General features: G+C 61.9%; 18 protein-coding genes and 2 pseudogenes. 11 read left to right on the top strand and 9 right to left on the bottom strand.

What is annotated here, in order from left to right; translation table 11 throughout:
• Positions 1-3: 3 nt before the first annotated feature.
• Positions 4-591, bottom strand: a complete 588-nt coding sequence (locus tag KW062_RS14645) for a LysE family translocator (protein WP_105755232.1) — start codon at positions 589-591, stop codon at positions 4-6.
• A gap of 171 nt (positions 592-762) precedes the next feature.
• On the opposite strand from KW062_RS14645, the gene KW062_RS14640 reads away from it, so the two are divergent.
• The 5 genes and pseudogenes from KW062_RS14640 (at position 763) to KW062_RS14620 (ending at position 4,097) form a co-directional block, all read left to right on the top strand.
• Entirely contained in the window at positions 763-1,275 is a 513-nt protein-coding gene (locus KW062_RS14640) for a PaaI family thioesterase (RefSeq protein WP_105755231.1), read from the top strand.
• A gap of 34 nt (positions 1,276-1,309) precedes the next feature.
• Positions 1,310-1,429, top strand: a pseudogene (locus KW062_RS14635) (cation transporter); the annotation flags it as partial.
• Positions 1,430-1,481: 52 nt separating this feature from the next.
• On the top strand, positions 1,482-1,838 hold the full coding sequence (locus KW062_RS14630; protein ID WP_105755230.1) for a hypothetical protein: 357 nt from the start codon (positions 1,482-1,484) through the stop codon (positions 1,836-1,838).
• Positions 1,839-1,840: 2 nt separating this feature from the next.
• Entirely contained in the window at positions 1,841-2,029 is a 189-nt protein-coding gene (locus tag KW062_RS14625; protein ID WP_105755229.1) for a DUF1289 domain-containing protein, read from the top strand.
• Positions 2,030-2,243: 214 nt separating this feature from the next.
• A complete protein-coding gene (locus tag KW062_RS14620; RefSeq protein ID WP_105755228.1) occupies positions 2,244-4,097 on the top strand; it encodes an ABC transporter ATP-binding protein in 1,854 nt (617 codons plus the stop codon).
• Between the two features lie 44 nt (positions 4,098-4,141).
• Here KW062_RS14620 and KW062_RS14615 read toward each other — a convergent pair whose 3' ends face one another.
• The 5 genes and pseudogenes from KW062_RS14615 to KW062_RS14595 form a co-directional block, all read right to left on the bottom strand.
• Positions 4,142-6,628, bottom strand: coding sequence for a TonB-dependent siderophore receptor (locus KW062_RS14615; RefSeq protein WP_105755227.1), 2,487 nt, complete (start codon positions 6,626-6,628; stop codon positions 4,142-4,144).
• A gap of 115 nt (positions 6,629-6,743) precedes the next feature.
• Entirely contained in the window at positions 6,744-7,679 is a 936-nt protein-coding gene (locus tag KW062_RS14610; protein ID WP_105755226.1) for a FecR domain-containing protein, read from the bottom strand.
• A gap of 16 nt (positions 7,680-7,695) precedes the next feature.
• A complete protein-coding gene (locus tag KW062_RS14605) occupies positions 7,696-8,205 on the bottom strand; it encodes a sigma-70 family RNA polymerase sigma factor (protein WP_027620842.1) in 510 nt (169 codons plus the stop codon).
• A gap of 268 nt (positions 8,206-8,473) precedes the next feature.
• A pseudogene (locus KW062_RS14600) lies at positions 8,474-8,830 on the bottom strand (M20/M25/M40 family metallo-hydrolase); the annotation flags it as partial.
• 146 nt (positions 8,831-8,976) lie between these two features.
• Positions 8,977-9,552, bottom strand: coding sequence for a TetR family transcriptional regulator (locus tag KW062_RS14595; protein WP_027620836.1), 576 nt, complete (start codon positions 9,550-9,552; stop codon positions 8,977-8,979).
• A 157-nt stretch (positions 9,553-9,709) separates the two neighbouring features.
• Here KW062_RS14595 and KW062_RS14590 point away from each other — a divergent pair, with 157 nt between their 5' ends.
• A complete protein-coding gene (locus tag KW062_RS14590; RefSeq protein WP_027620835.1) occupies positions 9,710-10,498 on the top strand; it encodes an SDR family NAD(P)-dependent oxidoreductase in 789 nt (262 codons plus the stop codon).
• A gap of 64 nt (positions 10,499-10,562) precedes the next feature.
• Positions 10,563-11,591, top strand: coding sequence for an NADP-dependent oxidoreductase (locus KW062_RS14585; RefSeq protein WP_105755238.1), 1,029 nt, complete (start codon positions 10,563-10,565; stop codon positions 11,589-11,591).
• A gap of 183 nt (positions 11,592-11,774) precedes the next feature.
• Here the strand turns inward: KW062_RS14585 and KW062_RS14580 are convergent, their stop codons facing one another.
• Positions 11,775-12,491: an SAM-dependent methyltransferase gene (locus KW062_RS14580; protein WP_105755225.1), complete on the bottom strand. Its 717-nt coding sequence runs from the start codon at positions 12,489-12,491 to the stop codon at positions 11,775-11,777.
• Between the two features lie 240 nt (positions 12,492-12,731).
• On the opposite strand from KW062_RS14580, the gene KW062_RS14575 reads away from it, so the two are divergent.
• From KW062_RS14575 to KW062_RS14565, 3 genes are all read left to right on the top strand, one after another.
• Positions 12,732-13,958 carry an MFS transporter gene (locus KW062_RS14575; RefSeq protein ID WP_105755237.1) on the top strand — a complete coding sequence of 409 codons (1,227 nt, stop codon included), beginning with the start codon at positions 12,732-12,734 and terminating at the stop codon, positions 13,956-13,958.
• A 219-nt stretch (positions 13,959-14,177) separates the two neighbouring features.
• Complete coding sequence (locus KW062_RS14570) at positions 14,178-14,741, top strand: hypothetical protein (RefSeq protein ID WP_027620831.1); 564 nt, start codon at positions 14,178-14,180, stop codon at positions 14,739-14,741.
• A 74-nt stretch (positions 14,742-14,815) separates the two neighbouring features.
• On the top strand, positions 14,816-15,277 hold the full coding sequence (locus tag KW062_RS14565) for a hypothetical protein (RefSeq protein WP_027620830.1): 462 nt from the start codon (positions 14,816-14,818) through the stop codon (positions 15,275-15,277).
• A 7-nt stretch (positions 15,278-15,284) separates the two neighbouring features.
• Here the strand turns inward: KW062_RS14565 and KW062_RS14560 are convergent, their stop codons facing one another.
• Complete coding sequence (locus tag KW062_RS14560) at positions 15,285-16,016, bottom strand: lytic transglycosylase domain-containing protein (protein WP_105755224.1); 732 nt, start codon at positions 16,014-16,016, stop codon at positions 15,285-15,287.
• 155 nt (positions 16,017-16,171) lie between these two features.
• Positions 16,172-20,677 (bottom strand): RecQ family ATP-dependent DNA helicase, encoded by a 4,506-nt coding sequence (locus KW062_RS14555; RefSeq protein WP_256350764.1) that lies wholly within the window; start codon positions 20,675-20,677, stop codon positions 16,172-16,174.
• Positions 20,678-21,094: 417 nt separating this feature from the next.
• Here KW062_RS14555 and KW062_RS28930 point away from each other — a divergent pair, with 417 nt between their 5' ends.
• Positions 21,095-21,310 (top strand): hypothetical protein, encoded by a 216-nt coding sequence (locus tag KW062_RS28930; RefSeq protein WP_256350763.1) that lies wholly within the window; start codon positions 21,095-21,097, stop codon positions 21,308-21,310.
• Positions 21,311-21,646: the final 336 nt, after the last annotated feature.

The following is a 21,646-nucleotide window of genomic DNA, read 5'->3' as shown; positions in this document are numbered from 1 at the left end:
ACCTCAGGGCAACAGCAGATAACCGGCGCTCGCTGCCAGCAAGGCGGCCATCAGGCGATTGAACAGGCGCATGCCGGCGGCGTTGCTCAGGTAGTGCTGCAGGAACGTGCCGGCATAGGCCCAGCACGCCACCGACAGGTAGCAGATCACCAGGTAGATCGCCGCGAACTGCCAGACCAATCGTGCCTCGCCGTCCGCGACGAAGGCCCCCATTCCGGCGACACAGGCCAGCCAGGCTTTCGGATTGAGCCACTGCATCAAGGCGCCATACAAAAAACTCGGCGCCTTGCCCTCAGTGGCGCCGCCCAGTCGACCGTCATCAGCGGCCAGCTTCCAGGCCATGAATAAAAGAAACGCCACCCCGGCCCACTGCACGACACGGGTCAGCACCGGCCAGGCTTGCAGCAACTCATGCAGTCCCAGCCCCATCAACACCAGTAACAGCACAAAGCCCAGGGTCGCCCCCGCGACGTGCCGCTGGCTGGAGCGAAAACCGTATTGCGCCCCCGAACCGAGGGCGACGATGTTCACCGGCCCTGGGGTAATCGAAGCGACCAAAGCAAAGGCGGCCATGGAAATCATCAGGTTCATTGCGTACTCCAGACACTTGGGGACATCCCGGCGCCCAAGGTAGGGGGATGGGTTCCTGCTGTATTGAAGAAAAACGCCCTGCAGCCGTATGACAACAACCCTTTCACGGGTTCTGATAAATCCTTAAATCCGTTAATCTCGGATTTTTCTTACCCAGGAAGGACCCAGGAAATGCCCATGCTCGACACCCCCCTGCAAGACCTCGCTGCCCCTGAAGGCGTCTGCTACGGCTGTGGCGGCCGCAACCCCCATGGCCTGCACATCAAGAGCCGCTGGGATGACGATGGCTCGCAGGTGGTCGCCGAGCATCTGCCGGACGAAAAGTACTGCGGCTGGCCGGACCTGGTCTACGGCGGGCTGATCGCCATGCTGGTGGATTGCCACTCCAACTGGACGGTCATGGCCTACCACTACCGCGCCGAACAACGCGAAGCCGGCAGCCTGCCGCGCATCGACTGCGTCACTGGCAACCTCGGCATCAAATTCATCAAACCGACCCCGATGGGCGTAAAGCTGACCTTGAAGGCGCGGGTTGAAGGCGAAGTCGGACGCAAGACCCGGGTGATCTGCGAGATTTATGCGGGGGATGTGCTGACGGCGGTGGGGGATTCGGTGTTTGTGCGGGTGGATACCGGAAGGTTGGCAGCAGCGGCTCATGGGCGGGAGGCGACGCAGGGGTCGTGAGGTTGGGGGCTTTTGCTGCGGGGGGTTGGTTGATGACCATGACCACCCCCATCATGGCCACGACAACAACCTGAAATCGGCCTACGCCCACGTGATCGCTGACGCGCTGACCTCGGTGCTGGCGATCGCCGCCCTCCTCGCCGGGCGCTATGTGACGGTCGAATTTCGCCCGGCCTGATTGACCATTTTTTTGCAAGGAACCCTTCATGCCTCCAGGCAAACGCGAACTGGCACGGATCGAGCGCCGGTTGATCGCCACCCTCACCGACGCCTGCGAAACGGCCAAAGCTGAAATCCACGGCTTTGCCTGGCTTACCCATACAGTCAATCTCAACGCCCTGACTGACACTTTGCGGATCACCTGGGTGTTCGACACCCAGGTCGACCGCCAAGCCGCCGAAGCCAGCGCCAAGGCACGCATCGTCGAACTCACCGCCATCGCCTTGCACGAGGCCGACATCGACTTGGCGCTGTCCTCACGCAACCTGCGCCTGGACTCAGAAGAAGAATGCCAACGCAGCCACGCCGGCGACTGGCGCAAGCGCCTGGCCAGGAGTAGTTGAGCATGGCCAAGGAAATCGAAAACCCCTGCATCGCCGTGTGCCAACTCAGTGGAGACCTGTGCATCAGTTGCGGGCGCAGCAAAGCCGACATCCGTCAGTGGAAACGCATGAAGCGCCCGGAAAAAATGGCTGCGGTGGCACGGGCGACCCAGCGCTTGAAAAGCTTGAAGACGAGCGCGCGCAAATCCTGAAAACACTGCGAACCCGTCACACCGCCATCGCGAGCGGGCTCGCTCCTACAAGGGTTGCGGCCAATCACACAAATCTGTGAACAGCGCAAACCTGCAGGAGCTGGCTTGTCGGGACGCCGCATCGCAGCGAAAGACCTGAGACCGCCGCCGACAAATCCCGCAAAACATCCGTTAGATGGCAGACTTCCCTCAATTCACCCCTACGGAGACCACCATGCTCGGAGCATTCGAACGCCGACTCGACCCCTTCCCGCCCGACGAGGCGCCGCCACCGCCGATGGGCATGGTGCGTTTTCTGTGGGCCTGCACCCGAGGCGCTCGCGGTTACATTCTGGCGCTGGCGTTGCTAAGTGCCGCGGTGTCGATCTACGAAGCCTGGCTGTTCGCCTTTCTTGGCCAGGTGGTCGACCTGCTCGCCAGCTGGCAGGCCGGCGGCGCGGCGCCGGGTGAGGAACGTCGGGTGTTGTGGGGGATTGGCATCGTGCTGGTGACCAGTATCGGCCTGGTGGCGTTGCGCACCATGGTTCAGCACCAGGTGTTGGCGATCAATCTGCCGCTGCGCCTGCGCTGGGATTTCCACCGGCTGATGCTGCGCCAGAGCCTGTCGTTCTTTTCCGATGAGTTCTCTGGGCGGGTCACCACCAAGGTCATGCAGACCGCATTGGCGGTGCGCGAGGTGTTGTTCACCCTGATCGAAATCCTGCCGGGGATCGGCGTCTACTTCATCGCGATCATCGCCCTCGCCGGCGGCTTCGCCCCAAAACTGATGCTGCCCTTTGTGCTATGGCTCCTGTTGTTCGGCCTGGCGATGCTGTACTTCGTGCCGCGCCTGGGCAAGGTCGGCCAGGAACAGGCCCACGCCCGCTCGTCGATGACCGGTCGGGTCTCCGATGCCTACACCAACATCACCACGGTCAAACTGTTCTCCCACTCCAAGCGCGAGGCACATTTTGCCCGTGCGGCGATGGAAGATTTCAAGGTCACCGGCTTTCGCCAGATGCGCCTGGTCAGCCAGTTCGAGATCGTCAACCAGGCACTGGTGGTCGGCCTGATCATGGGCGCTGGCGGTTACGCGTTGTGGCTCTGGCATCAGGGGCAAGTCGGCACTGGCGCGGTGGCGGCGATCACCGCCATGGCCTTGCGCATCAATGGCATGTCGCACTGGATCATGTGGCAGATGACTTCGCTGTTCGAAAGCTTCGGCACCGTGCAGGACGGCATGGCGACCCTGACCCTGGGCCCCAAGGTCCAGGACGCACCGAATGCCGGAACCCTGGTACCGATTGGCGGCGCGGTGAGTTTCGACAACGTCAGCTTCAACTATAACGGTGAGCGCCAGGTGCTCGATGGCCTGAGCCTGGACATCCGTCCGGGAGAGAAAATCGGCCTGGTGGGTCGCTCCGGTGCCGGCAAGTCGACCCTGATCAACCTGCTACTGCGCTTCTACGATGTCGACGCCGGGGAGATTCGCATCGATGGGCAGAACGTTGCCAACGTGACCCAGGACAGCCTGCGCAGTGCGATCGGCATGGTCACCCAGGACACCTCGCTGCTGCACCGTTCGATCCGCGACAACATCGCCTACGGTCGCCCGGATGCCACCGATGAGCAGATCCAGCGCGCCGCCGCCAACGCCCAGGCCGACGGCTTCATCAGCCAGCTCAGCGACCGCCAGGGCCACAGCGGTTACGACACTCTGGTGGGCGAACGCGGGATCAAGCTGTCCGGCGGCCAGCGGCAACGCATTGCTATCGCCCGAGTGATGCTGAAAAACGCGCCGATCCTGCTGCTCGACGAAGCCACCAGCGCCCTCGACTCGGAAGTCGAAGTGGCGATCCAGGAAAGCCTCGACGAGATGATGCAGGGCAAGACCGTGATCGCCATCGCCCACCGCCTGTCCACCATCGCCGCGATGGATCGGCTGATCGTCATGGATAACGGGCAGATCATCGAGCAAGGCACCCACGCCGAGTTGCTGGCGAAAAACGGTACTTATGCGCGGTTGTGGCAGCACCAGAGTGGCGGGTTTCTGGGGGAGGATCAGGGGGTGGTTGAGGAAGTGGAATAAGCCGTGCGGCACCTGGCGCGCCCCGCGCCAGGTGCCGCCGGTTATCACCAGTCGTAAGTCATTTCCACCGAGGCCACGCGCTCCTGGCCGTAGTAGCAACCGAACGAATAGTTGCAGTCGGAGACGTACTCGCGGTCGAACAGGTTCTGCACGTTGAGGCTGGTGCGCAGACCGCGCAGGCCGCTGTCGAGTTTGCCCAGGTCATAGCTGACGGTGGTGTCATAGACCACGAAGGCCGGTACGTCGAAGGAGTTGGCCGAGTCGCCTGGCTTGCGTCCGGTGTAGCGGGCGCCGACGCCGAAGGTCAGGCCATCGATGGTCGCCTGGGTAAAGTGATAGTCGACCCACAGCGACGCCGACACTGGGGCGGTGGCTTCGCTGCGGTTGCCCTGGTCGCCGTAGGTGCTCTTGGTGTAGATCGAGTCGATATAGGTAGCCGCCGCCAAAACGTCGATGTTATCCAGACTGGACTTGGCTTCCAGCTCGATGCCGCGCGAGCGCACTTCGCCATTTTGCGCCGAGTACTGCGGGTATTCGGTGTCGCCGGCGAGGACGTTTTTCTGCTTGATCTGGAACACCGAAGCGGTGATCAGGGTCTTGTCGAACGGCTGGTACTTGACCCCCACTTCGTACTGCTCGCCTTCGGTTGGATCGAAGGCCTTGCCACCGCGCTCGGGCGCTGCGGTGCCGAGGGTCGGCAGGAAGGATTCGGAGTAGCTGACATAAGGCGCCAGGCCGAAGTCGGTGACGTAGGTCAGGCCCACGCGCCCGGTGAACTGGTTGTCCCGTTGCGAGCTGACGGTATGGGCCAGCAGGTCCTTGTTGTCGATCTCGGCCCAGTCCTGGCGGCCGCCGATGGTGAGGATCCACTGGTCCAGCCGGATCTGGTCTTGCAGGTAAACGCCGGTCTGGCGAATGGTGTTGTCCCACTTGGTGTCGAGCACCGGGGTCACGCTGGAGGTGTCGTAGTTGTTCTTGCCATACAGGTCGATCGGCAACACGTTATAGGCGTTGTAGCCGTCGTACTTGCGGCTGAAATGCCGGTAGTCGACGCCGGCCAGGGTGGTGTGCTGCAGGGCGCCGGTGTTGAACCTGTACTCGAGGTTGTTATCGACGGTGTAGGCAGTGTTGTGCTGGCGCCAGTCGAGCTTGACCCGATTGGCCCGGGTTTGATCGACCACCCCGGCATCGTCACTGACGAAGCTGCGCAGGTAGAAACCCTTGTACTGGTCGCGCACGTCGGTGTAACGCGCGGTGGAGCGGTAGCTCAGGTCGTCGCTGAAGTCGTGGCGAAAGTCATAGCCGAGGATGTACTGGTCGCGCTTGTAGTCGTTGTAGCGCGAGTCACCGGTGAAAAAGTCGCGCTTGATGTGCTGCCCGTTCGGCCCGCGATCCAGCGAGCCGACCCGTGGCAGCGCCTGGTAATCGGCCAGGCCGTCGTCGCGCTGGATCTGCGCCAGCAGGGTCAGGGAGGTGCTGTCGTTGGCGGTCCAGGTCAGGCTCGGCGCCAGCAGCGTGCGCTCGGTGTTGGTGTGGGCGACCTGCTCATTGCCTTTCTTGGCCAGGCCCACCAGGCGGTAGCTGAACGCTTTTTGCTCGTCGAGCGGACCGCTGGTGTCGAAGGCGCCATTGACCCGGTTGTAGCTGCCGGCACCCAGCTTGACCTGGCTGCGCTGTTCGCTGGTGGGGCGCTTGGACACCATGTTGATCAGGCCGCCCGGCTGGTTCTGCCCGAACAGCACCGACGACGGCCCCTTGAGCACCTCGATGCGCTCCAGGGTGTAAGGATCAATCTGCGGCGCGCCGCCGAGGCTGCCGGCATAGGGCATGTAGGCGCCATCCAGGTACAACGGGGTCGGGGCAAAACCACGGCTGGTGATTTCGTCGGCGATCACGTTGCGGTCGGTGAAACCGCCGGTGCTCAGGCCCGGGGTGTAGCGCAGGGCCTGGGTCAGGTTGCGGGCGCCCTGCACCGCCACCTGATCGGCCGTGACCACGTTGATTGCCTGGGGAATTTCGAGGATCGGCGTGTCGGTCTTGGTCGCGCTGGCACTGCGCGAGGCGACATAGCCGTCGACCGGACCATAGGCCGACTCGACAGCCTGCCCGGAAATAGTCGTGGCGCCCAATTGCAGCGCGGCGCCCTCCACCCTTGGCAACAGCGAGTAGCTGCCGCTGGCCAGGCGCACCGCTTGCAGGCTGCTGCCGGCGAGCAGTTTTTGCAGGCCGGCATCGGTGCTGTAGCGACCCTGCAAGCCGGTGGTGGTCTGCCCGGCGGCGTTGGCCGGGTCGAACGAAACGGTGACGCCGGCGGTGGCGGCGAACTGAGTCAGCGCCGCCCCCAGGGGCCCGGCCGGGATGTCGAAACTGCTTTCGTTGCTGGTCTGGGCCCAGGCAGGTTGTGCGGGCAGCACCAGGCCCAGCGGCAAGGCCAACGCCATCCCCAGCAGCGCGACATGCACGGCACGGCTCAGGGGTTTGATTGCAGGTTTGCTCAAGGGTCTTTGCGATTGAAGGTTACGGGGGGTCATGCTGTTTCCTTGCGCCCGATGGCAGTAAATGACGGCGTCTGTGTGCGCCTCTATCTACAAAGTCGAACGAGAATCAAAATCGACAACACCCTCGAATAATTATCTGAAAAAAACCTCAGGCGGCCTCGACGCGGGTCCAGTAACGACTGAAACGCCTCAGGCGGACGGGCAAGGTCGAGGTCAGGTTGTCGAGGATGGCGTCGCTGCTGCCCAGGTGAAAGGCCCCGGAAATCCGCAGGTTGGCCACCGCCGGCGCACAGCCCAGATGACCCGGACGATATCGCTGCAACTCGGCGATGAAGTCGGCCAGGCGCCAGTTGTCGATCACCAGCATGTCGCGGGTCCAGGCGTCGACCTGCGGATTGGCCCGCTGCACCGGCCCCAGTTGATCCGTGGAGAAACTCAGTTGCTGCCCGGTTTCCACGCGCACCGCCGGACCCACACCGCTGGCACTGCGCACTTCGACCGCATGTTCCTGCACGCTGACCTGGCTGTGATCGCTGTCATGGCGCACCACAAAACGGGTGCCGAGGGCGCGGACGCTGCCAGAGGGGGTATGCACGATAAAGGGCCGGGCCTGCTGATCGGCGGCAGTCTGGATCTGTATCTCGCCGCTCAGCAGGCGAATTTCCCGCACGCTGGCACTGTAGCGAATGTCCACGGCGGTGGCGGTATTGAGTTGCAGCAGGCTGCCGTCGTCCAGTTGCAGCCGACGGCGTTCGCCGGTGGCGGTGCGTTGGTCGGCCATCAGGGTTGGCAAGGGCGTGCGGGTCCAAGCCAGGGTGCCGGCGCCGCCCGCTGCGAGCAACACCGACAACACCTTGAGCACATCACGGCGCTTGGCCCGGGCGCTGGTCAAGGTCGGCCGGGCGATGCCCGGTGCGAGCTGGCCGAATTTGTCCTGCAGGCGCGTCAGCCGCTCCCAGGCCTGGACATGCCGCGGGTCACACTCCAGCCAGTGCCGGTGCGCCTCACGCAGCGCCGCGTCGGGCGTGTCAGTGCGCAAGTCGACGTACCAGCGCGCAGCGGCTTCCAGGGTCGCGTGGTCCATGGCGGGCGGACGCACCTCAGTCCTCCGCCAGCAGCAGGCAATGGGTCAGCGCACGCACTGCGTGTTTCTTCACGGTGTTGACCGAGACGTTCAGACGGCGGCCGATCTCTACGTAACTCAGGCCGTCGAGCTGGGCCAGCAGGAAAATTTCCCGGGTGCGCTCGCCCAGGCCGTCGAGCAGGCGGTCGATTTCAAACAGGGTTTCGAGAATCAGCGCGCGGGTTTCCGGCGAAACCGCCAACGGCTCAGGGCTGAGCGCCAGTGTTTCCAGGTAGGCCTGCTCGAGGGAGCGGCGACGGAAACTGTCGATCATCAGACTGCGGGCGATGGTGCTCAGGTAGGCCCGAGGTTCCCGCAGCTCAAGGGTTTTGCGTTGCGTCAGGACGCGGATGAAGGTGTCCTGGGCCAAGTCCGCCGAGTGGTCGCTGCAACCCAGGCGCCGACGCAACCAACTGCACAGCCAACTGTGATGGTCTTCGTAGAGCGTCTGCACGGCATGTTGGTGAGAGAGATCGACAGAGGACATGGAGACGGCTCGACACGCAGATATTTGATAATGACTCTCATTTTCTTCCAGCGCATGGGGATTTGGCAATAGGTGGGATGGTGATGATGTTTATGTGGTGTGACTGAAGGCCTCATCGCGGGCAGGCCACCCACAGGGTTTGCGGTGGATGCAGATCTTGTGATCGGACACAGAACCTGCGGGAACCAGCCTGCTGGCGATGAAGTTGATGCGGTGTAGCTGATGGCCTCATCGCGGACAAGCCCGCTCCCGCAAGGGAGGAAACCCCTCAGGATTTACCCGCAACCCGCCCCGCATAGTTCAGCACAAACTGCACATGAGCCTTGACCCCAGTGGCCAGGGTCTGATCGTCCACCGTGAAATACGGGCTGTGGTTGGGTGCCGCCTTGTTCATGTCCTGCCCTTCAGGCGTCGCGCCAAGGAACACGAACAGCCCCGGGACTTTTTCCGCGTACAGCGAAAAGTCTTCACTCGGCGACAACGATGCCGGCAGGCGTTCGACTTTGCCTGGCGCCGCCAACTCCAACGCCGGGACCATGGCCTCGGTCAAGCCGGGGTTGTTGGTGGTGACCGGTGCGTAGTGCATCACCTCAAGATCGGCCTTGACCTCATAGGCGCTGGCGATGCTCGTCGGCACTGTTCAGCGCCGCGCAGTGCTTTATCGAGTGCATCCTGCAGGTGGTCCGACGCCGCTCGCGCTCGTCGAAGGCCGACGACCGCCGGTTGTTCGATACCCTGCAAATGCTGATCTGATTCAGACCGCTCGAACCGCTACGACTGCGCAGCCAGCGCTGCCGTCATCTGCCGGTGGCAGACCTCGAGGATTTCGTCGGCAAGCGGCGAATCGTCCGGACAGGCACGGGACAACAGGATCGCTCCCACCGCCTGTGCCAGCAGGGCAAGCATTTTCTCGCGCCCTTCCCCAGCCGGCGCCTCTGCGGCGCTCGGAAATTTTTGACCCAGGGTCTGCAGCAAGCCCTCGATGCCGTTGGCAAAACTCGCCTTGACCTCGTCGGACTGGCGCGCCGCGTCGCCCGACAAGGCGGCCATGGTGCAGCCGCTGTCCCGGCGGTCGCGGTGATCCCGCGACACGTAGACATCGATGAAGCCCTGCACATCCAGGTTCTCGGCGCTGGCCAGCGATCGGCACAGGCTATTGGCTGAGGCTTCGGCCATCAGGTCGGCCTTGGAGCCGAAATGCTTGTAGAAGCCGCCGTGAGTGAACCCGGCGGCCGCCATCAAGTCGGCCACTCCGACCCCGTCAAAGCCGCGTTGGCGAAACACCGCTGAGGCGGTTTCGACGATGTGCTGCCGGTTTGCCTCGGCCTGGGCCTTGGTCACTCTCATGTGCATCACCTTGCGTAAGCGTTGAATCGTTGGTCGATGATACATAGATGTCGATCGTAATCAAATGATGTTGACAGCTTAGATTATGATCATCATCATAAACCCACAACACCGCAGTCACCCAACTTCCCGACATCCCTGATCAAGAGACAAGACCATGACCACTCGCCCTACTGTTCTGATCACTGGCGCCTCCAGCGGCATCGGCGCTGCCTACGCCGAGCGTTTCGCCCAACGTGGGCATGACCTGGTGCTGGTCGCCCGCGACCTGGCGCGCCTGCACACCCTCGCCGCCCGGTTGAGCGGCGAGCATGGGGTTGCGATTGATGTGCTGCAGGCCGACCTGACCCAACTCGGCGACCTGGCCATCGTTGAGGCGCGCCTGCGGGAAGACGCCAGCATCGGCATCCTGATCAACAACGCCGGCGCGGCGCAGTCCGGCAGCTTCATCGAGCAGAGCACCGACAGCGTGGCCCACTTGGTCGCGCTCAACACCACGGCCCTGGTGCGTCTGGCCAGTGCGATCGCGCCACGCCTGGCCACGGCGGGCAACGGAGCTATCGTCAACATTGGCTCGGTGGTCGGCCTGGCGCCGGAGCTCGGCATGTCGGTCTATGGTGCGACCAAGGCGTTTGCGCTGTTCCTTTCCCAGGGCCTGAGCCTGGAGCTGGGCCCCAAGGGCGTCTATGTGCAGGCGGTACTGCCTGCCGCCACGCGTACGGAAATCTGGGATCGCGCCGGGATCGACATCAATAGCCTGCCTGAGATCATGGAAGTGGGTGATCTGGTGGATGCCGCGCTGATCGGCTTCGACCGCCGTGAGTCGGTGACCATCCCGCCGCTGCAGGAAGGTGAGCGCTGGCACGCTTTGCAAGCGGCGCGTCTGGGGCTGATGTCGCAGATCAAACAGTCCAGCGTTGCGCAACGATACCAGTCGCCCGAGTGAATGAAACGGTATGGGGCCGGCGAACGGCCCTGTTCCCGGTGCAACCGACCAGAGCAGCCTTGGCATGAAAGCATTTTTTATCGAGCGGTACGGTAAGCAAACCGGAGCCATTGGCGAGGTGCCCGAGCCTACGGTTGGCGCCCATGACGTGTTGATCCAGGTGCACGCCGCCAGCGTCAATCCGCTGGATTCGAAGATCCGCAGCGGCGCCTTCAAACCGATTCTGCCCTACACGCTGCCCTTGGTATTGGGCAATGACCTCGCCGGGATCGTCCTGCGGGTTGGCGCGGCGGTGACGCGGTTCAAGGCCGGCGATGAGGTCTACGCACGCCCTCCCGAGAGTCGCATCGGCAGCTTCGCCGAGCGGATTGCCGTGCACCAGGACGCCCTGGCGCTGAAACCCGCCAACCTCGACATGACCGAAGCCGCGTCCATTCCCTTGAGCGCCTTGACGGCCTGGCAAGTGCTGGTGACTAGCGCGCAACTCAAGCCTGGCCAGAAGGTGTTGATCCATGCCGGCTCTGGCGGCGTCGGCACGCTGGCTATCCAACTGGCCAAACACCTCGGCGCCTTCGTCGCGACCACCACCAGCAGCGCCAACGTCTTGTGGCTGAAGGCACTGGGTGCGGACCGGGTGATCGATTACACGCGAGAGGATTTTGCCAGCGAGTTGCGCGACTATGACGTGGTCCTGAACAGCCTTGGCGCCGACGTCCTGGAACAATCGATCAAGGTGCTCAAGCCTGGCGGACAGCTGATCTCTATCTCCGGACCGCCGACTGCAGAGTTCGCCCAGGAGCAAGGTTTGTCCTGGGGGCTACGGCAAGTGATGCGCCTGTTGAGCAGCGGGATTCGGCGCAAGGCGCGCAAGCAAGGGGTCAGCTACAGGTTTCTGTTCATGCGCGCCGATGGCGCGCAACTGCGGGAGATCACTTCACTGATCGAAGCAGGCGTGATCAAGCCGATCATCGATCAGACCTTCCCTTTCGAACGGACAACGGACGCACTGAGCTATGTCGAACAGGGCCGGGCCAAAGGCAAGGTCGTGGTGACCCTCAGCCAGGAACACGGGTCAACTGCGCCAGCGTCTTGACCACATCCGCGACCATTGTTTGCGCATCGTTGCTGCCGTCGCCCTGCGAGGCCCTTTCGCGAAGTTCGATGCAATCCACTGTGGGCCAGCCTGATCGCGGGCAGCTTGCCAACGAAGGCGGCCACAAGCCTTGCATCGCCACAACCGACGCCTTCGCCGGCAAGCCGGCTCCTACTGGGGGTGTCAAAGGGTTTTGCAGGTCAACCACGCACTCCAAAACAAGCTGCTGAAAAACCGCGTGGCATCGCCGAAGCCGGCCTCGTGCATGAGCTTGTGCACCGCTGCTTCGGAATGCGGGGGATCAGCGCCCTGAAGGATTTTCCCGAGCTTGGCCTTGACCTCATCCGCGCTCGCACCCTGTTGCCGCCAGCGCTGTCCCCAGGCGGCCAGCAACAGCGGTTGGCTGGCATAGGCGTATTGATTACCGGCCACCACCAAGGGGGCGCCGGGTTTGAGACGGAGTTGGATGGCGCGCAATATTTGCTGTTTGGCAGCGTCGCCCGGAAGATGATGCAACACGCCGATCAAGGTCGCCGCGTCGTATGGCTGATCCGCCGGCAGGTCCTCGACCTGGCCCAGGTGCAGGTCGACTCTGTCGAGCAACTCGTTGGCCTGCAGCTGCTGCCGGGCGGCGTCGAGCATCGGCTCGGAGGGGTCGACGGCGGTGAAGCGCCAACCCGGCTCAAGCCGGGCCATGGCAATGATTTCCTGAGCCGTGCCGCCTGCGCCGACCACCAAGACCCTGGCCGCGCCACCCGGCCCAAGGCTGGCGGCCAACATGCAGGCCGCCAAATCCTGGCAGGCGTCGTAACCGGCCAGGGCAATACGACTCTGGCGTCCGTACTCGTCGGCACGCGAGCGATCAAACTTTTCTGCAGCGTTGACTGTGGGTGTGTTCAAGGCAGTTCTCCATGTCCTCCAACCACCCTACGCCAGACCCGGCGCCATGAAAAATTCAATCATTTTATCCAGTGCATTCCCGTCGGGAATGCGAGGTGACCCGCGTCTAATCAATCCCAGTGATGATTAATATCGAGAGCGCCGCCTGTCGACATGTCAGAATCGGTCCCTATAATCGCCGGCAATTCCCCCCCGCTCCTTCGCCTGTTCCAGGCGCCATCCCCCTTGGAAATCAAGCCCATGCCCAGCATCAGCCCTACCTCTCACGAGGTCCCCGAACATAATCAACAGAGCGTCAAACAGCAGTGGCTGGCGATTCTCTCGGTCGCCGTCGGCGCCTTCGCACTGGTGACCAGCGAGTTCCTGCCGGTCGGCGTGCTCAACGATGTCGCCAGCGACCTGGGCATCACTGCCGGTCAGGCCGGGCTGATGGTGACCCTGCCGGGGATCATGGCCGCCCTCGCCGCGCCTTTGCTGTCGGTGGGCATCGGTGCCATGGACCGACGCTACCTGCTGATCGGCCTGACGCTGATCATGATCATCGCCAACGCCATGGTGGCCTATGCCAGCGACTTCAACGTGCTGCTGTTCGGCCGCGTCCTGCTGGGCATCAGCATCGGCGGATTCTGGGCCACGGCCATTGCCCTCAGTAGCCGACTGGCGCCCAAGGGCGTGGGGGTGGCGCAGGCGACTTCGATCATCATGGTCGGTGTGACCCTGGCCACCGTGCTCGGCGTGCCGGTCGGTACCTGGCTCAGCGGCCTGATGGGCTGGCGCATGACCTTCCTGGTCACCGCGCTGGTGGGCGTGCCAGTGCTGCTGGCGCAGGTGTTCCTGCTGCCACGGCTGGCGCCGGACAAGGCGATTCGCATCAGTGACCTGCCGGCGCTGTTTATCAATCCGCAAGCGCGGGTCGGCTTGATTGCCGTGTTGCTGATCGGCCTCGCACACTTTGCCGCCTACACCTACGTCGCGCCGTTCTTCAAACAGAACGCCGGCTTCGACGGCCCGACCATTGGCTCGCTGCTGTTGCTCTACGGCGTGGCCGGGGTGCTGGGCAACATCTTCGCCGGCTTCGCCGCCAACCGCAGCGTGCGTCACACCCTGATGCTGGTCGCGATTATGCTCGGCGTCAGCACCGCGCTGTTCCCGCACTTCGCCACCGGCATGACCGGCGCCGCGCTGCTGATCGGCCTCTGGGGTTTTGCCTTCGGCGCCTTCCCGGCCTGCGCCAGCATCTGGATGTTCGTCGTCGCACCCAAGGACGTCGAGCGCGGCATGCCGCTGTTCGTCGCGCTGTTCCAGGTGATCATCGCCCTCGGCTCGTTCTTCGGCGGGCAGATCGTCGACCAGATGGGCAGCTCGGTGTTGTTGAGCCTGGCCACCGCCCTGGTGGGCTGCGGCTTTGTCACGGTGCTGGTGCTGGGGCGCAATGTCAGCAACCGGCTGGCGGTGCAGCCGGCCTGAGCCATGAGCTCCTTGCCGCTGTAAAGGCGATGGATGCTCCCGATGCCGCTTACGGGACTGTACGCAGTCCCGTAAGCCTTGCCCAAGCACCCTGGTCGCCAGAGACATAACGTCTCAACAACAAAGCAAGCGCCCTCGAGTCGGCACCTCCTGCGCTCGAAGTCCGCTGTTGCGCTGCTATGCTTGCTTGATTCTGTTCGCGCAGCAGAGACCCTCACCATGGCAGCCCAAGGCAAGCACTCCTCGCTCAGGTTCAAGGCCATTGCCTCGTCGGGAGTTTTCCTGATGGCTGGGGTGGCGGTCATGCTGCTCGCCGATTACTTCGAACTGACCACGGGCTGGCTCGCAGGTTTTGCCGATTGGCTGGTGTTGAAAACCTCGGTGCCGAACTGGTTGCTGTTGTTGATTATCGCGGTCCTGACCAGCCTGCTCTGCATAGCGATTTTCCAGGCTCGAAGCACCTACGCCTTGAACGGCGAGCCCCATGGGACAGCGCGTAGAGCCAGGAAAGCCACCGCCCCACAACCTCTGCAACTGACCGATAATCAAACGCTGCTGCTCGAAGCGCTGGCCTATCACGCGCACTGCCGAAAAATCGCCAACCTGCACTCGGTCTGCAAACTGGTTTCCCTCAGTACGCAAGAAGTGGAACTCGGTCTCAAACAACTCCAGGCCAAGCGGCTGCTCAATCAGAATGTGACACGCGGGACGTTCGGCTCCACCACCTTTGAGCTGACTGCAGCGGGCAAGGATTATGCCGCTGAACGACTGAAGCTGACCTAGCAATCACACGTCCCACGTAGCCTTGTTTCGAACTCTGCAGCCTGCGTCCACCACTCAACAGCCAAAGGGTCGTTATGAGTCAAAAAATCGATCTGACCATCAGCGCTGACTACCTCAATCCGTTCGCCTCGCCAGACACCCCCAAGCTGAGCGCCGAACTGGTGGATTACCTCATGGAGAGCGCCTGGTACCACCCTGAGTTGACGCTGCAGATTCGCTGTCCGGAAGCTGAGCGAGAGCGCCTGCAGCAGGCCATCGGCAATACCTTTGCGCAGAAGAGCGAACAACTCAAAGGGGATATTCGTGCCCAGCGGCTGGTAGCGCTGACGCTCCTGGGTCTGGCACTGGCCTTGGTGCTGGCAGGCACGGCGCTGGGTATCGAAGGCACTATCCCCGTGGGCGTCGTTACCGTCACCGCGTGGATGCTGCTTTGGCGCAGCGCCGAGATATTCTTTCTGGACATCCGCAGCGCCAACCGACAGCTGCGTCAGTACCAGCGCCTGATTAGCGCATCAAAGCAGTTTTCCGTCATTTGATTCAGCCCTACCGCTGCCTGCGATAGCGTTCGGTCAACGACCGCACAAGGGTGACGTAGGACTGGGTCTCCGCGTACGGAGGCACCCCGTTGTGTTCGACCACCGAGGCTTCGCCAGCGTTGTAACCCGCTAACGCCAGCGTCTCGTTGCCGTTGAAGCGCCTGAGCAGCCAGGCCAGATAGCGCACGCCACCGCGAATGTTCTGTCGAGGGTCGAACGGATTGTCCACGGCGAAGCGCTCGGCGGTGGCGGGCATCAATTGCATCAGGCCCTGGGCACCGGCGATGGAAATGGCGTTGGGGCGAAACGCCGATTCGGCATGGATCACGGCGCGGACCAGCGCCCTGTCGACACCGTATTGACCGGCAGCGGCTTCGATCTCGCGACGATAGGATTGGGTGTCCAGCCTCAGTGAGGCGACCTTGAAATCCTTCGGCGCCATGCACAGGTAACAGCCCTTGATGTAATAGAGTTCCAGCACATCGACCCGCGCGGAGATGCCTTCGGGGCGCCGGCTGACGTATTGCCGAACGCCCTTGTGGAGGAACGTATACACCCGAATCCGCATGGCACCAGCGTCGCCTGGCCGCACAAGCTGTGGCACGGCCATGGGATTCGCACCGGCATCCGCCGCGCCATTGACCTGAGTGCAGCGAGCGCACAGCGGAGCGACCAGCAAGGCCAGCGCGATGCAGCCAGGAAGGCCCTTGCGAGCCCATCGCCACGCTCTGCAACTCATCACATCGCTCCGCGCCGCCGGCGCCGATCCAGCCTGGGGCGCCTGGCCCGGGCGCTGCCTGTGGAGGCCTGTTGCATGTGGGCCGCCTCTTTCTCAGCCCGTTATACCCCTTGGCATTCTCCTTGTAACCGACCTTCGGGAGGCGTTGGGTTGCTTCAGGTTTTCCCACTGCCCAATACGATCCGGCCGGCCACTCTTGGCACGATCAATTCCCACACTTGGGTACGATGCCAGGTTCGGAAAGCCTCCTCGCACCGATCAGAATGACGCACTAACACCGCGGCCACTTCACACGCCTCAACCTCCAGTTCCAGATTGAATGACTTCGCTGTACGGCCGACAACCCGACCCTGCGCGTCCTGGATCAAATATCTACCTTCATGCGCCACAAGCGACAGCGGGTCGCCAGCTTCAAGCGCCGCCAATGTCTGGTGGATTGCCGCCCCAGGGGGCTGACGCCCAGCAAAGTCGAGATCGATATCCTTCAACGAAAGCTGCAGGTAGCGTTTCTCCAGCGCTGGGAGGCTTTCACCCTGGAAGGTGTCGTACATGACGTCTTCCGTGACATGCCGGCTGAACGGGTTTCCCCCGGAAAACTCACACAGGGTCAGCGTCTGCTCGGCACGGGTCATGCCCACGTAGTAGAGCCGGCGTTCATCGCCAAGGGTTTCTGCTTGAGCAGACCAGCCGCCATCGAGCAGCACCACGTGACGGAACTCCAATCCCTTGGCGGAATGGACCGTGCCCAGGTAGAGCCCTTTCCTGGGTTGCTGGCGCAGCTCGCGGAAATAGTCATAGAGCCAATCAACCAACGTCCGAGCGACCAAGGGACATTGCCCAAACTCCGCGGTGAGCTGTTCAAAAGCGGTCTGCAACAGGTCATGCCAATCCGGCGAAAGCTGCCGCTGGCTCATGAAGGTCCACGCCTGCGCGGCACTCACCGCCTCGGTTATCCCGTCGAGTATTTCGACAGCCTGCACAAAGCCGCGTTGAGCGGTCAGGGGCAAGGCGCCGTCCTTGTCGGATGCAAGGCAATAGGCAACGCCACGCGCTTCACACCATGCCTGAAGCGGCAGCAGGTAGTGGTGGGTGCGCGCCAACACCGCGCAGCCCTGCCAACCCTCGCTTTCCAGACTCAGCAAACGTTCCAGCTCCGCCATCGCCGCCTGCGCTTGCAGGTTGGCCCGTGCGCCAGCTTCGGCCTCGACCCTCAGGCGAACCACGCGCCCTGCGCGCTGTCGATCCAGCGTCTGCCAATCCCCGCCCTGCGGCCATGTGCGCCGAGCCGCGTCAATCTGAATCGGGTGATCCTGCTTGAGTCGATCAAAGTTATGCGCAATGACACGGTTAGCCGCATCGATGATGTAACGGCTGGAGCGATAGTTGTCGACCAGATAGTTTTGGGTTGCCGAGTAGTCCTCGCGAAAGCGCTCGATGTAGCGATTGTTGGTGTCACGCCAGGCATAGATGTTCTGGTCATCGTCACCCACCGCCAAGATGCACAAACGCCCTTCTTCCTCGGACTTGCGCCCAGCCAGTGCGCTGACGAGACGATATTGCAGGTCGTCAATGTCCTGATATTCATCCACCAGAATGTAGCGGTAGCCGCGCATCAGCTGTTCGCGTAAGTCATCTTCGCCTTCGACCTGACGCTTGCCCTCGAGCAACTCGACCGCCTCTTCCATCACCTGGACCAGGCGCCCTTCCTCAAGCGTCTCTCCCTGCTCGAAGCGAGTGCCCGTCAGGCGCATCGCCATGCGGTGATAGGTCATCACATTGACCCCAAAAGCATCGGGACCGACCAGTTTTAGCAAGCGCTGCTTGATTTCGTTGGCGGCGTGACGGTTGAACGTCAGCGCCACGATGCAGCGCGCCGGTACCCGTCGAACGCGTAACAGATAAGCGATGCGGTGCACGATCACCCGCGTCTTGCCTGAACCGGGGCCCGCCAGGATCAGTCGGTTCATATCATCGTCATCGGAGACGATAATCCGCTGGGCAGCGCTGAGCCGTTCGACGATGCTGCGCCAGGACTCTTCGCTGGTGGCGAGCTTGAGCACCTCTTGGCGATTGGCAAAGTAGCGCTCAATGAACTCCTGCTTGGTCAGCGTGAAATAGTGTTGGACCAGATCAAGGGCTTGCGGCATCGAGTCAATTCCGACCTGCGCATACTCGCGCATGACGTGCACCTGGATACGTTTCTCCCGGTAATGCTCATCGAGGCGCTGGTAGTCATCCTTGAGGTATCCGCTACGTTTTTGCGTATCGATATGGATCGTCATGGCACGCCGCATGACGGTCATGCCGTGGTTCAACGTGAGTACATCCTGCTTGTGCAGGTACAGCAGCACATGCTCAATCGCCTTACGGCGCTGCGCTTCGGGGATTCTGGAACGTAGCTCAAGATCCTGATCAATCAGGCCGGTGAGTTCGCCGAACGTGGTATCGACTAACAGATCCTTGTTCCTTGAGCCCGGCGGCAATTTGCCAATCAGGAACGGCAGAACCACGGCAGCGACAGCCCGCCGGCGGTCGCCCAATCCTTGAATACCTCTCCAGTTATAGCCACCACGGATGCGCAACTTGAGGAAATCCTGACTGATCTGCCGCAGTTCGAAGCAACTGCGCAGCTGACTCTCGCTGTCGTGATCCTGCGCCAAGCTGCGTAACAGTCGCAGAACGTGCAGCGGAAGCAGATCCTTGCTGGCGGTGGCTGTTTTAAGCGCCGAGGTTAACAGCGGCACATTAAGGTCCTGCCACGTCCCGTTCTCGGCATCCGGCGCCAGTTCCTGCAGCAGCTCGAACAAAGCCGTCTCAAGCGTCAAGGTGACTTGCAGACGCTGGATGGAGGGGAACACCACGCCATGGCGGACGTACAACGTGAGCTTGGAGTCGTTGACTAAAAGTCCCAGTTCCTCCATTTGCCGCAGCGTCGCGGCGACCTCTTCGGAAGTGAGACTGGTCAGGGTCATCAGGGCGTCGGTGTTGATGCGCTGATCGGCACTCGCCTCATACAGATAGTTCAGAATCGCCTTGAACTCTTCCAGGCGCCGAGCTGGCAGTTTGGCGCCGCTCAGACGCTTTACGGCGTCTTCCTTGCTCAGCTTCAGGCTGGCCGGAAAGATCTGGGTCTGATTCTCCTCTCGCTTCAAGAACTGTCCGCGCTCAAGCCAGGACACGGCGGTGGCGACCTTGGTTTCAGCATCGCGCTCGCCGGCCTCGAAACTGGTCTCGACCTGTTCATCCATCAACACTTCGCCGGCGGTGATCACCAGCCTGCCGCCCTTGCGTCGGTCGCACTCCTTGCGCAACTTTCGCAAGATCTGCTGAATATCACGCAGGGTCAGTTTCGACCCTTCGCACATCCCGAACTGGTTCTCGATGTCCTGCGAGTCATACAGCAGCACGCAGCGTGCCTGCAGTTGATCGCGCCCGGCGCGGCCGGCCTCCTGCAAATAGTTCTCCAGCGACCCTGGAATATCCGCATGCACCACCAGACGAATATCGGATTTGTCGACGCCCATGCCAAAGGCGTTGGTGGCGACGATGATCTTCAGTTCCCCCGCCTTGAAGGCGTCTTGAATGTCCTTCTTCTCATGGGGCGCCAGCCCAGCGTGAAAGTGCTTGCAGGCCCAGCCGTGACCGAGCAAAAAATCCGCAAGCTCTTCCGCACCCTTGCGGCTGGAGACGAAGATCACCGCCCCGCCCTCGTTGCCGCTCAGCTCCTCCTCAAGCAACGCCTGAGTATGGTGGCGCTTCTCTGAGCGGGCACACGGCAACACCTCGAAGTGCAGATTGGTCCGTTCATGGGTACCGATGAAACGCTCGAAGCGGATGCCCAACTGCTCTTCGAAGTGTTGTTCGATGTCATCAAGCACGTCCGGTTTGGCGGTCGCGGTAAAGCAACCGATCGCAGCGAGCTGACCGTCGCCGGTGAACTGCTTGATGAAACGCGAGACGTAGAGGTAATCAGGACGAAAATCTGCGCCCCATTTCGACAAGCAATGCGCCTCATCGAAAATCCAGGCGCCGACCTGGCGATGACTGATCGCACGGCGGAAGGCGTTGTTGCGAAACTGCTCGGGCGAGACCAGCAGAATGCCGACATCTCCCATCTGGATCTTCTCCAGCACCTCGGCCCGCTCCGGCATGGTCAACAGACCGTTCAAGGTCGCCGCACTTTGCACGTTGCGCGCCAGCAGCCCGTCGACCTGATCCTTCATCAGCGACTGCAACGGCGAAATGATGATGGTCAGGCTGCCGTTGCGGTGGAACCTATTCAGGGCAGGCAATTGATAGCACAGCGATTTACCGCCCCCGGTCGCCAGGATCGCAAGGACATGCTTGCCCTGCATACCGGCAAGCACCACATCGTGCTGCAGCGAGCGCCCGTCCGGCTCGGTGCGGAAGTCCTCAATGGGCGCGAAATAGCGCCGGAGTTCGTGGCGCGGATCATGGGTGGTACTGCAATAGCCGCAATGGCGCTCGCCGCAGGGCATATCGCGCAGCTCGGTGATCAAGCGACTGACCGCAGGAAATTGATGGCGTACCCAGGGCGCCACCACCGAGTTACCGCCCGACACCCGCAGCCACGCCAATGCATAGGCGATGGGCCAATGCAAACTCGCGTCCATGAGGTCGGCGTCCAGCAACGCCTTCAAACGGGTACTGCAGACCTTGAGCGTACGGGTCAGGGTCGGGTCGGTTTCCTCAAGCAGTCCGGGAATCAAACTGCGTAGTTCAGCGAGATGTCCTGGCGCCTGCTCGGTAATCCCGCCGAAAAACGACCCCAGATCGCTTTTGGGTGTTGATGCAAGCAGCGCCTGGTAGCAGAGCAGTTCCGCCGGGTGCTGACTGTTCAGCGTGGCGAATGCTTCGCGCTGGTCGTCGAACAGGGTCAGGGTGGAACGGCAATCGGACAGCGGTGAATTGAGACTGTCACGAATCAGTTTGTAATCTTTGACCAGGCGGTGATACGGGTTTTGCGGAAACGCCAAAGGAGACAAAAGCAGCGTGTCGATGACCGGCAGTTTGAGTAAGGTCAAGTGCGCGGCTTGCTGTTGCAGAATCGCCAAATCATGGCCAATGACGTTATGCCCCAGCACGAAACTGGCACCCGCCCCCAACCGATCCAGCGCCTCAAGGACAACGGGCAGATCCTTATCGACTTTGCGTTCGAGTTGTTCTTCGGTGTCAGGACGCAACGCGCCAACCATAAAGATACGGTCGGGCTGATTGGCTTTGCCGGGGACGACTTCCAGGTCGAGCACCAGGCTGTTGGGTCGCGTCAGTGAAACCATTCGAATAACATCCTTGCGGAAATTACATGACTGGTATCACTTTAGCTTCGAATAGCCAGTAGTGATAGTTGTATAGATCTGGGCTGGGATGAAGTTATTCGGGTTCGGGATAAGTGTCGGCAGTTAAGAGCGAAATTAATACTGACAGATAGGACAATGACTTTCATTGCCGGGGATCGGGACTTCGGGTGTTGTATGAAATATCTGAAGGCTGACCTTGTTTGATCTGGCATTCCTGCCCAAGCTATTTGTACCGCTCGGACTGTTAGCGAACTTTCAGCAGAAATAACACGTGTTAAAGCTCAACGGTTTATGGGCATTACTTGCCCA

The sequence above is a fragment of the Pseudomonas fluorescens genome, from assembly GCF_019212185.1.
In the GTDB taxonomy this organism is placed as follows: domain Bacteria; phylum Pseudomonadota; class Gammaproteobacteria; order Pseudomonadales; family Pseudomonadaceae; genus Aquipseudomonas.
Note: the sequence above shows the minus strand (reverse complement) of the source record. Positions and strands in the feature narration are given on the sequence as shown.

What these genes read in the sequence shown, in the direction of transcription:
- KW062_RS14640 (WP_105755231.1), top strand. Translation starts at nt 763, where the DNA reads ATGCCCATGCTCGACACCCCCCTGCAAGACCTCGCTGCCCCTGAAGGC.
- KW062_RS14630 (WP_105755230.1), top strand. Translation starts at nt 1,482, where the DNA reads ATGCCTCCAGGCAAACGCGAACTGGCACGGATCGAGCGCCGGTTGATC.
- KW062_RS14625 (WP_105755229.1), top strand. Translation starts at nt 1,841, where the DNA reads ATGGCCAAGGAAATCGAAAACCCCTGCATCGCCGTGTGCCAACTCAGT.
- KW062_RS14620 (WP_105755228.1), top strand. Translation starts at nt 2,244, where the DNA reads ATGCTCGGAGCATTCGAACGCCGACTCGACCCCTTCCCGCCCGACGAG.
- KW062_RS14560 (WP_105755224.1), bottom strand. Translation starts at nt 16,016, where the DNA reads ATGAGTTGCAGAGCGTGGCGATGGGCTCGCAAGGGCCTTCCTGGCTGC.
- KW062_RS14570 (WP_027620831.1), top strand. Translation starts at nt 14,178, where the DNA reads ATGGCAGCCCAAGGCAAGCACTCCTCGCTCAGGTTCAAGGCCATTGCC.
- KW062_RS14645 (WP_105755232.1), bottom strand. Translation starts at nt 591, where the DNA reads ATGAACCTGATGATTTCCATGGCCGCCTTTGCTTTGGTCGCTTCGATT.
- KW062_RS14610 (WP_105755226.1), bottom strand. Translation starts at nt 7,679, where the DNA reads ATGGACCACGCGACCCTGGAAGCCGCTGCGCGCTGGTACGTCGACTTG.
- KW062_RS14565 (WP_027620830.1), top strand. Translation starts at nt 14,816, where the DNA reads ATGAGTCAAAAAATCGATCTGACCATCAGCGCTGACTACCTCAATCCG.
- KW062_RS28930 (WP_256350763.1), top strand. Translation starts at nt 21,095, where the DNA reads ATGGCCAATGACGTTATGCCCCAGCACGAAACTGGCACCCGCCCCCAA.
- KW062_RS14605 (WP_027620842.1), bottom strand. Translation starts at nt 8,205, where the DNA reads ATGTCCTCTGTCGATCTCTCTCACCAACATGCCGTGCAGACGCTCTAC.
- KW062_RS14575 (WP_105755237.1), top strand. Translation starts at nt 12,732, where the DNA reads ATGCCCAGCATCAGCCCTACCTCTCACGAGGTCCCCGAACATAATCAA.
- KW062_RS14615 (WP_105755227.1), bottom strand. Translation starts at nt 6,628, where the DNA reads ATGACCCCCCGTAACCTTCAATCGCAAAGACCCTTGAGCAAACCTGCA.
- KW062_RS14595 (WP_027620836.1), bottom strand. Translation starts at nt 9,552, where the DNA reads ATGAGAGTGACCAAGGCCCAGGCCGAGGCAAACCGGCAGCACATCGTC.
- KW062_RS14585 (WP_105755238.1), top strand. Translation starts at nt 10,563, where the DNA reads ATGAAAGCATTTTTTATCGAGCGGTACGGTAAGCAAACCGGAGCCATT.
- KW062_RS14590 (WP_027620835.1), top strand. Translation starts at nt 9,710, where the DNA reads ATGACCACTCGCCCTACTGTTCTGATCACTGGCGCCTCCAGCGGCATC.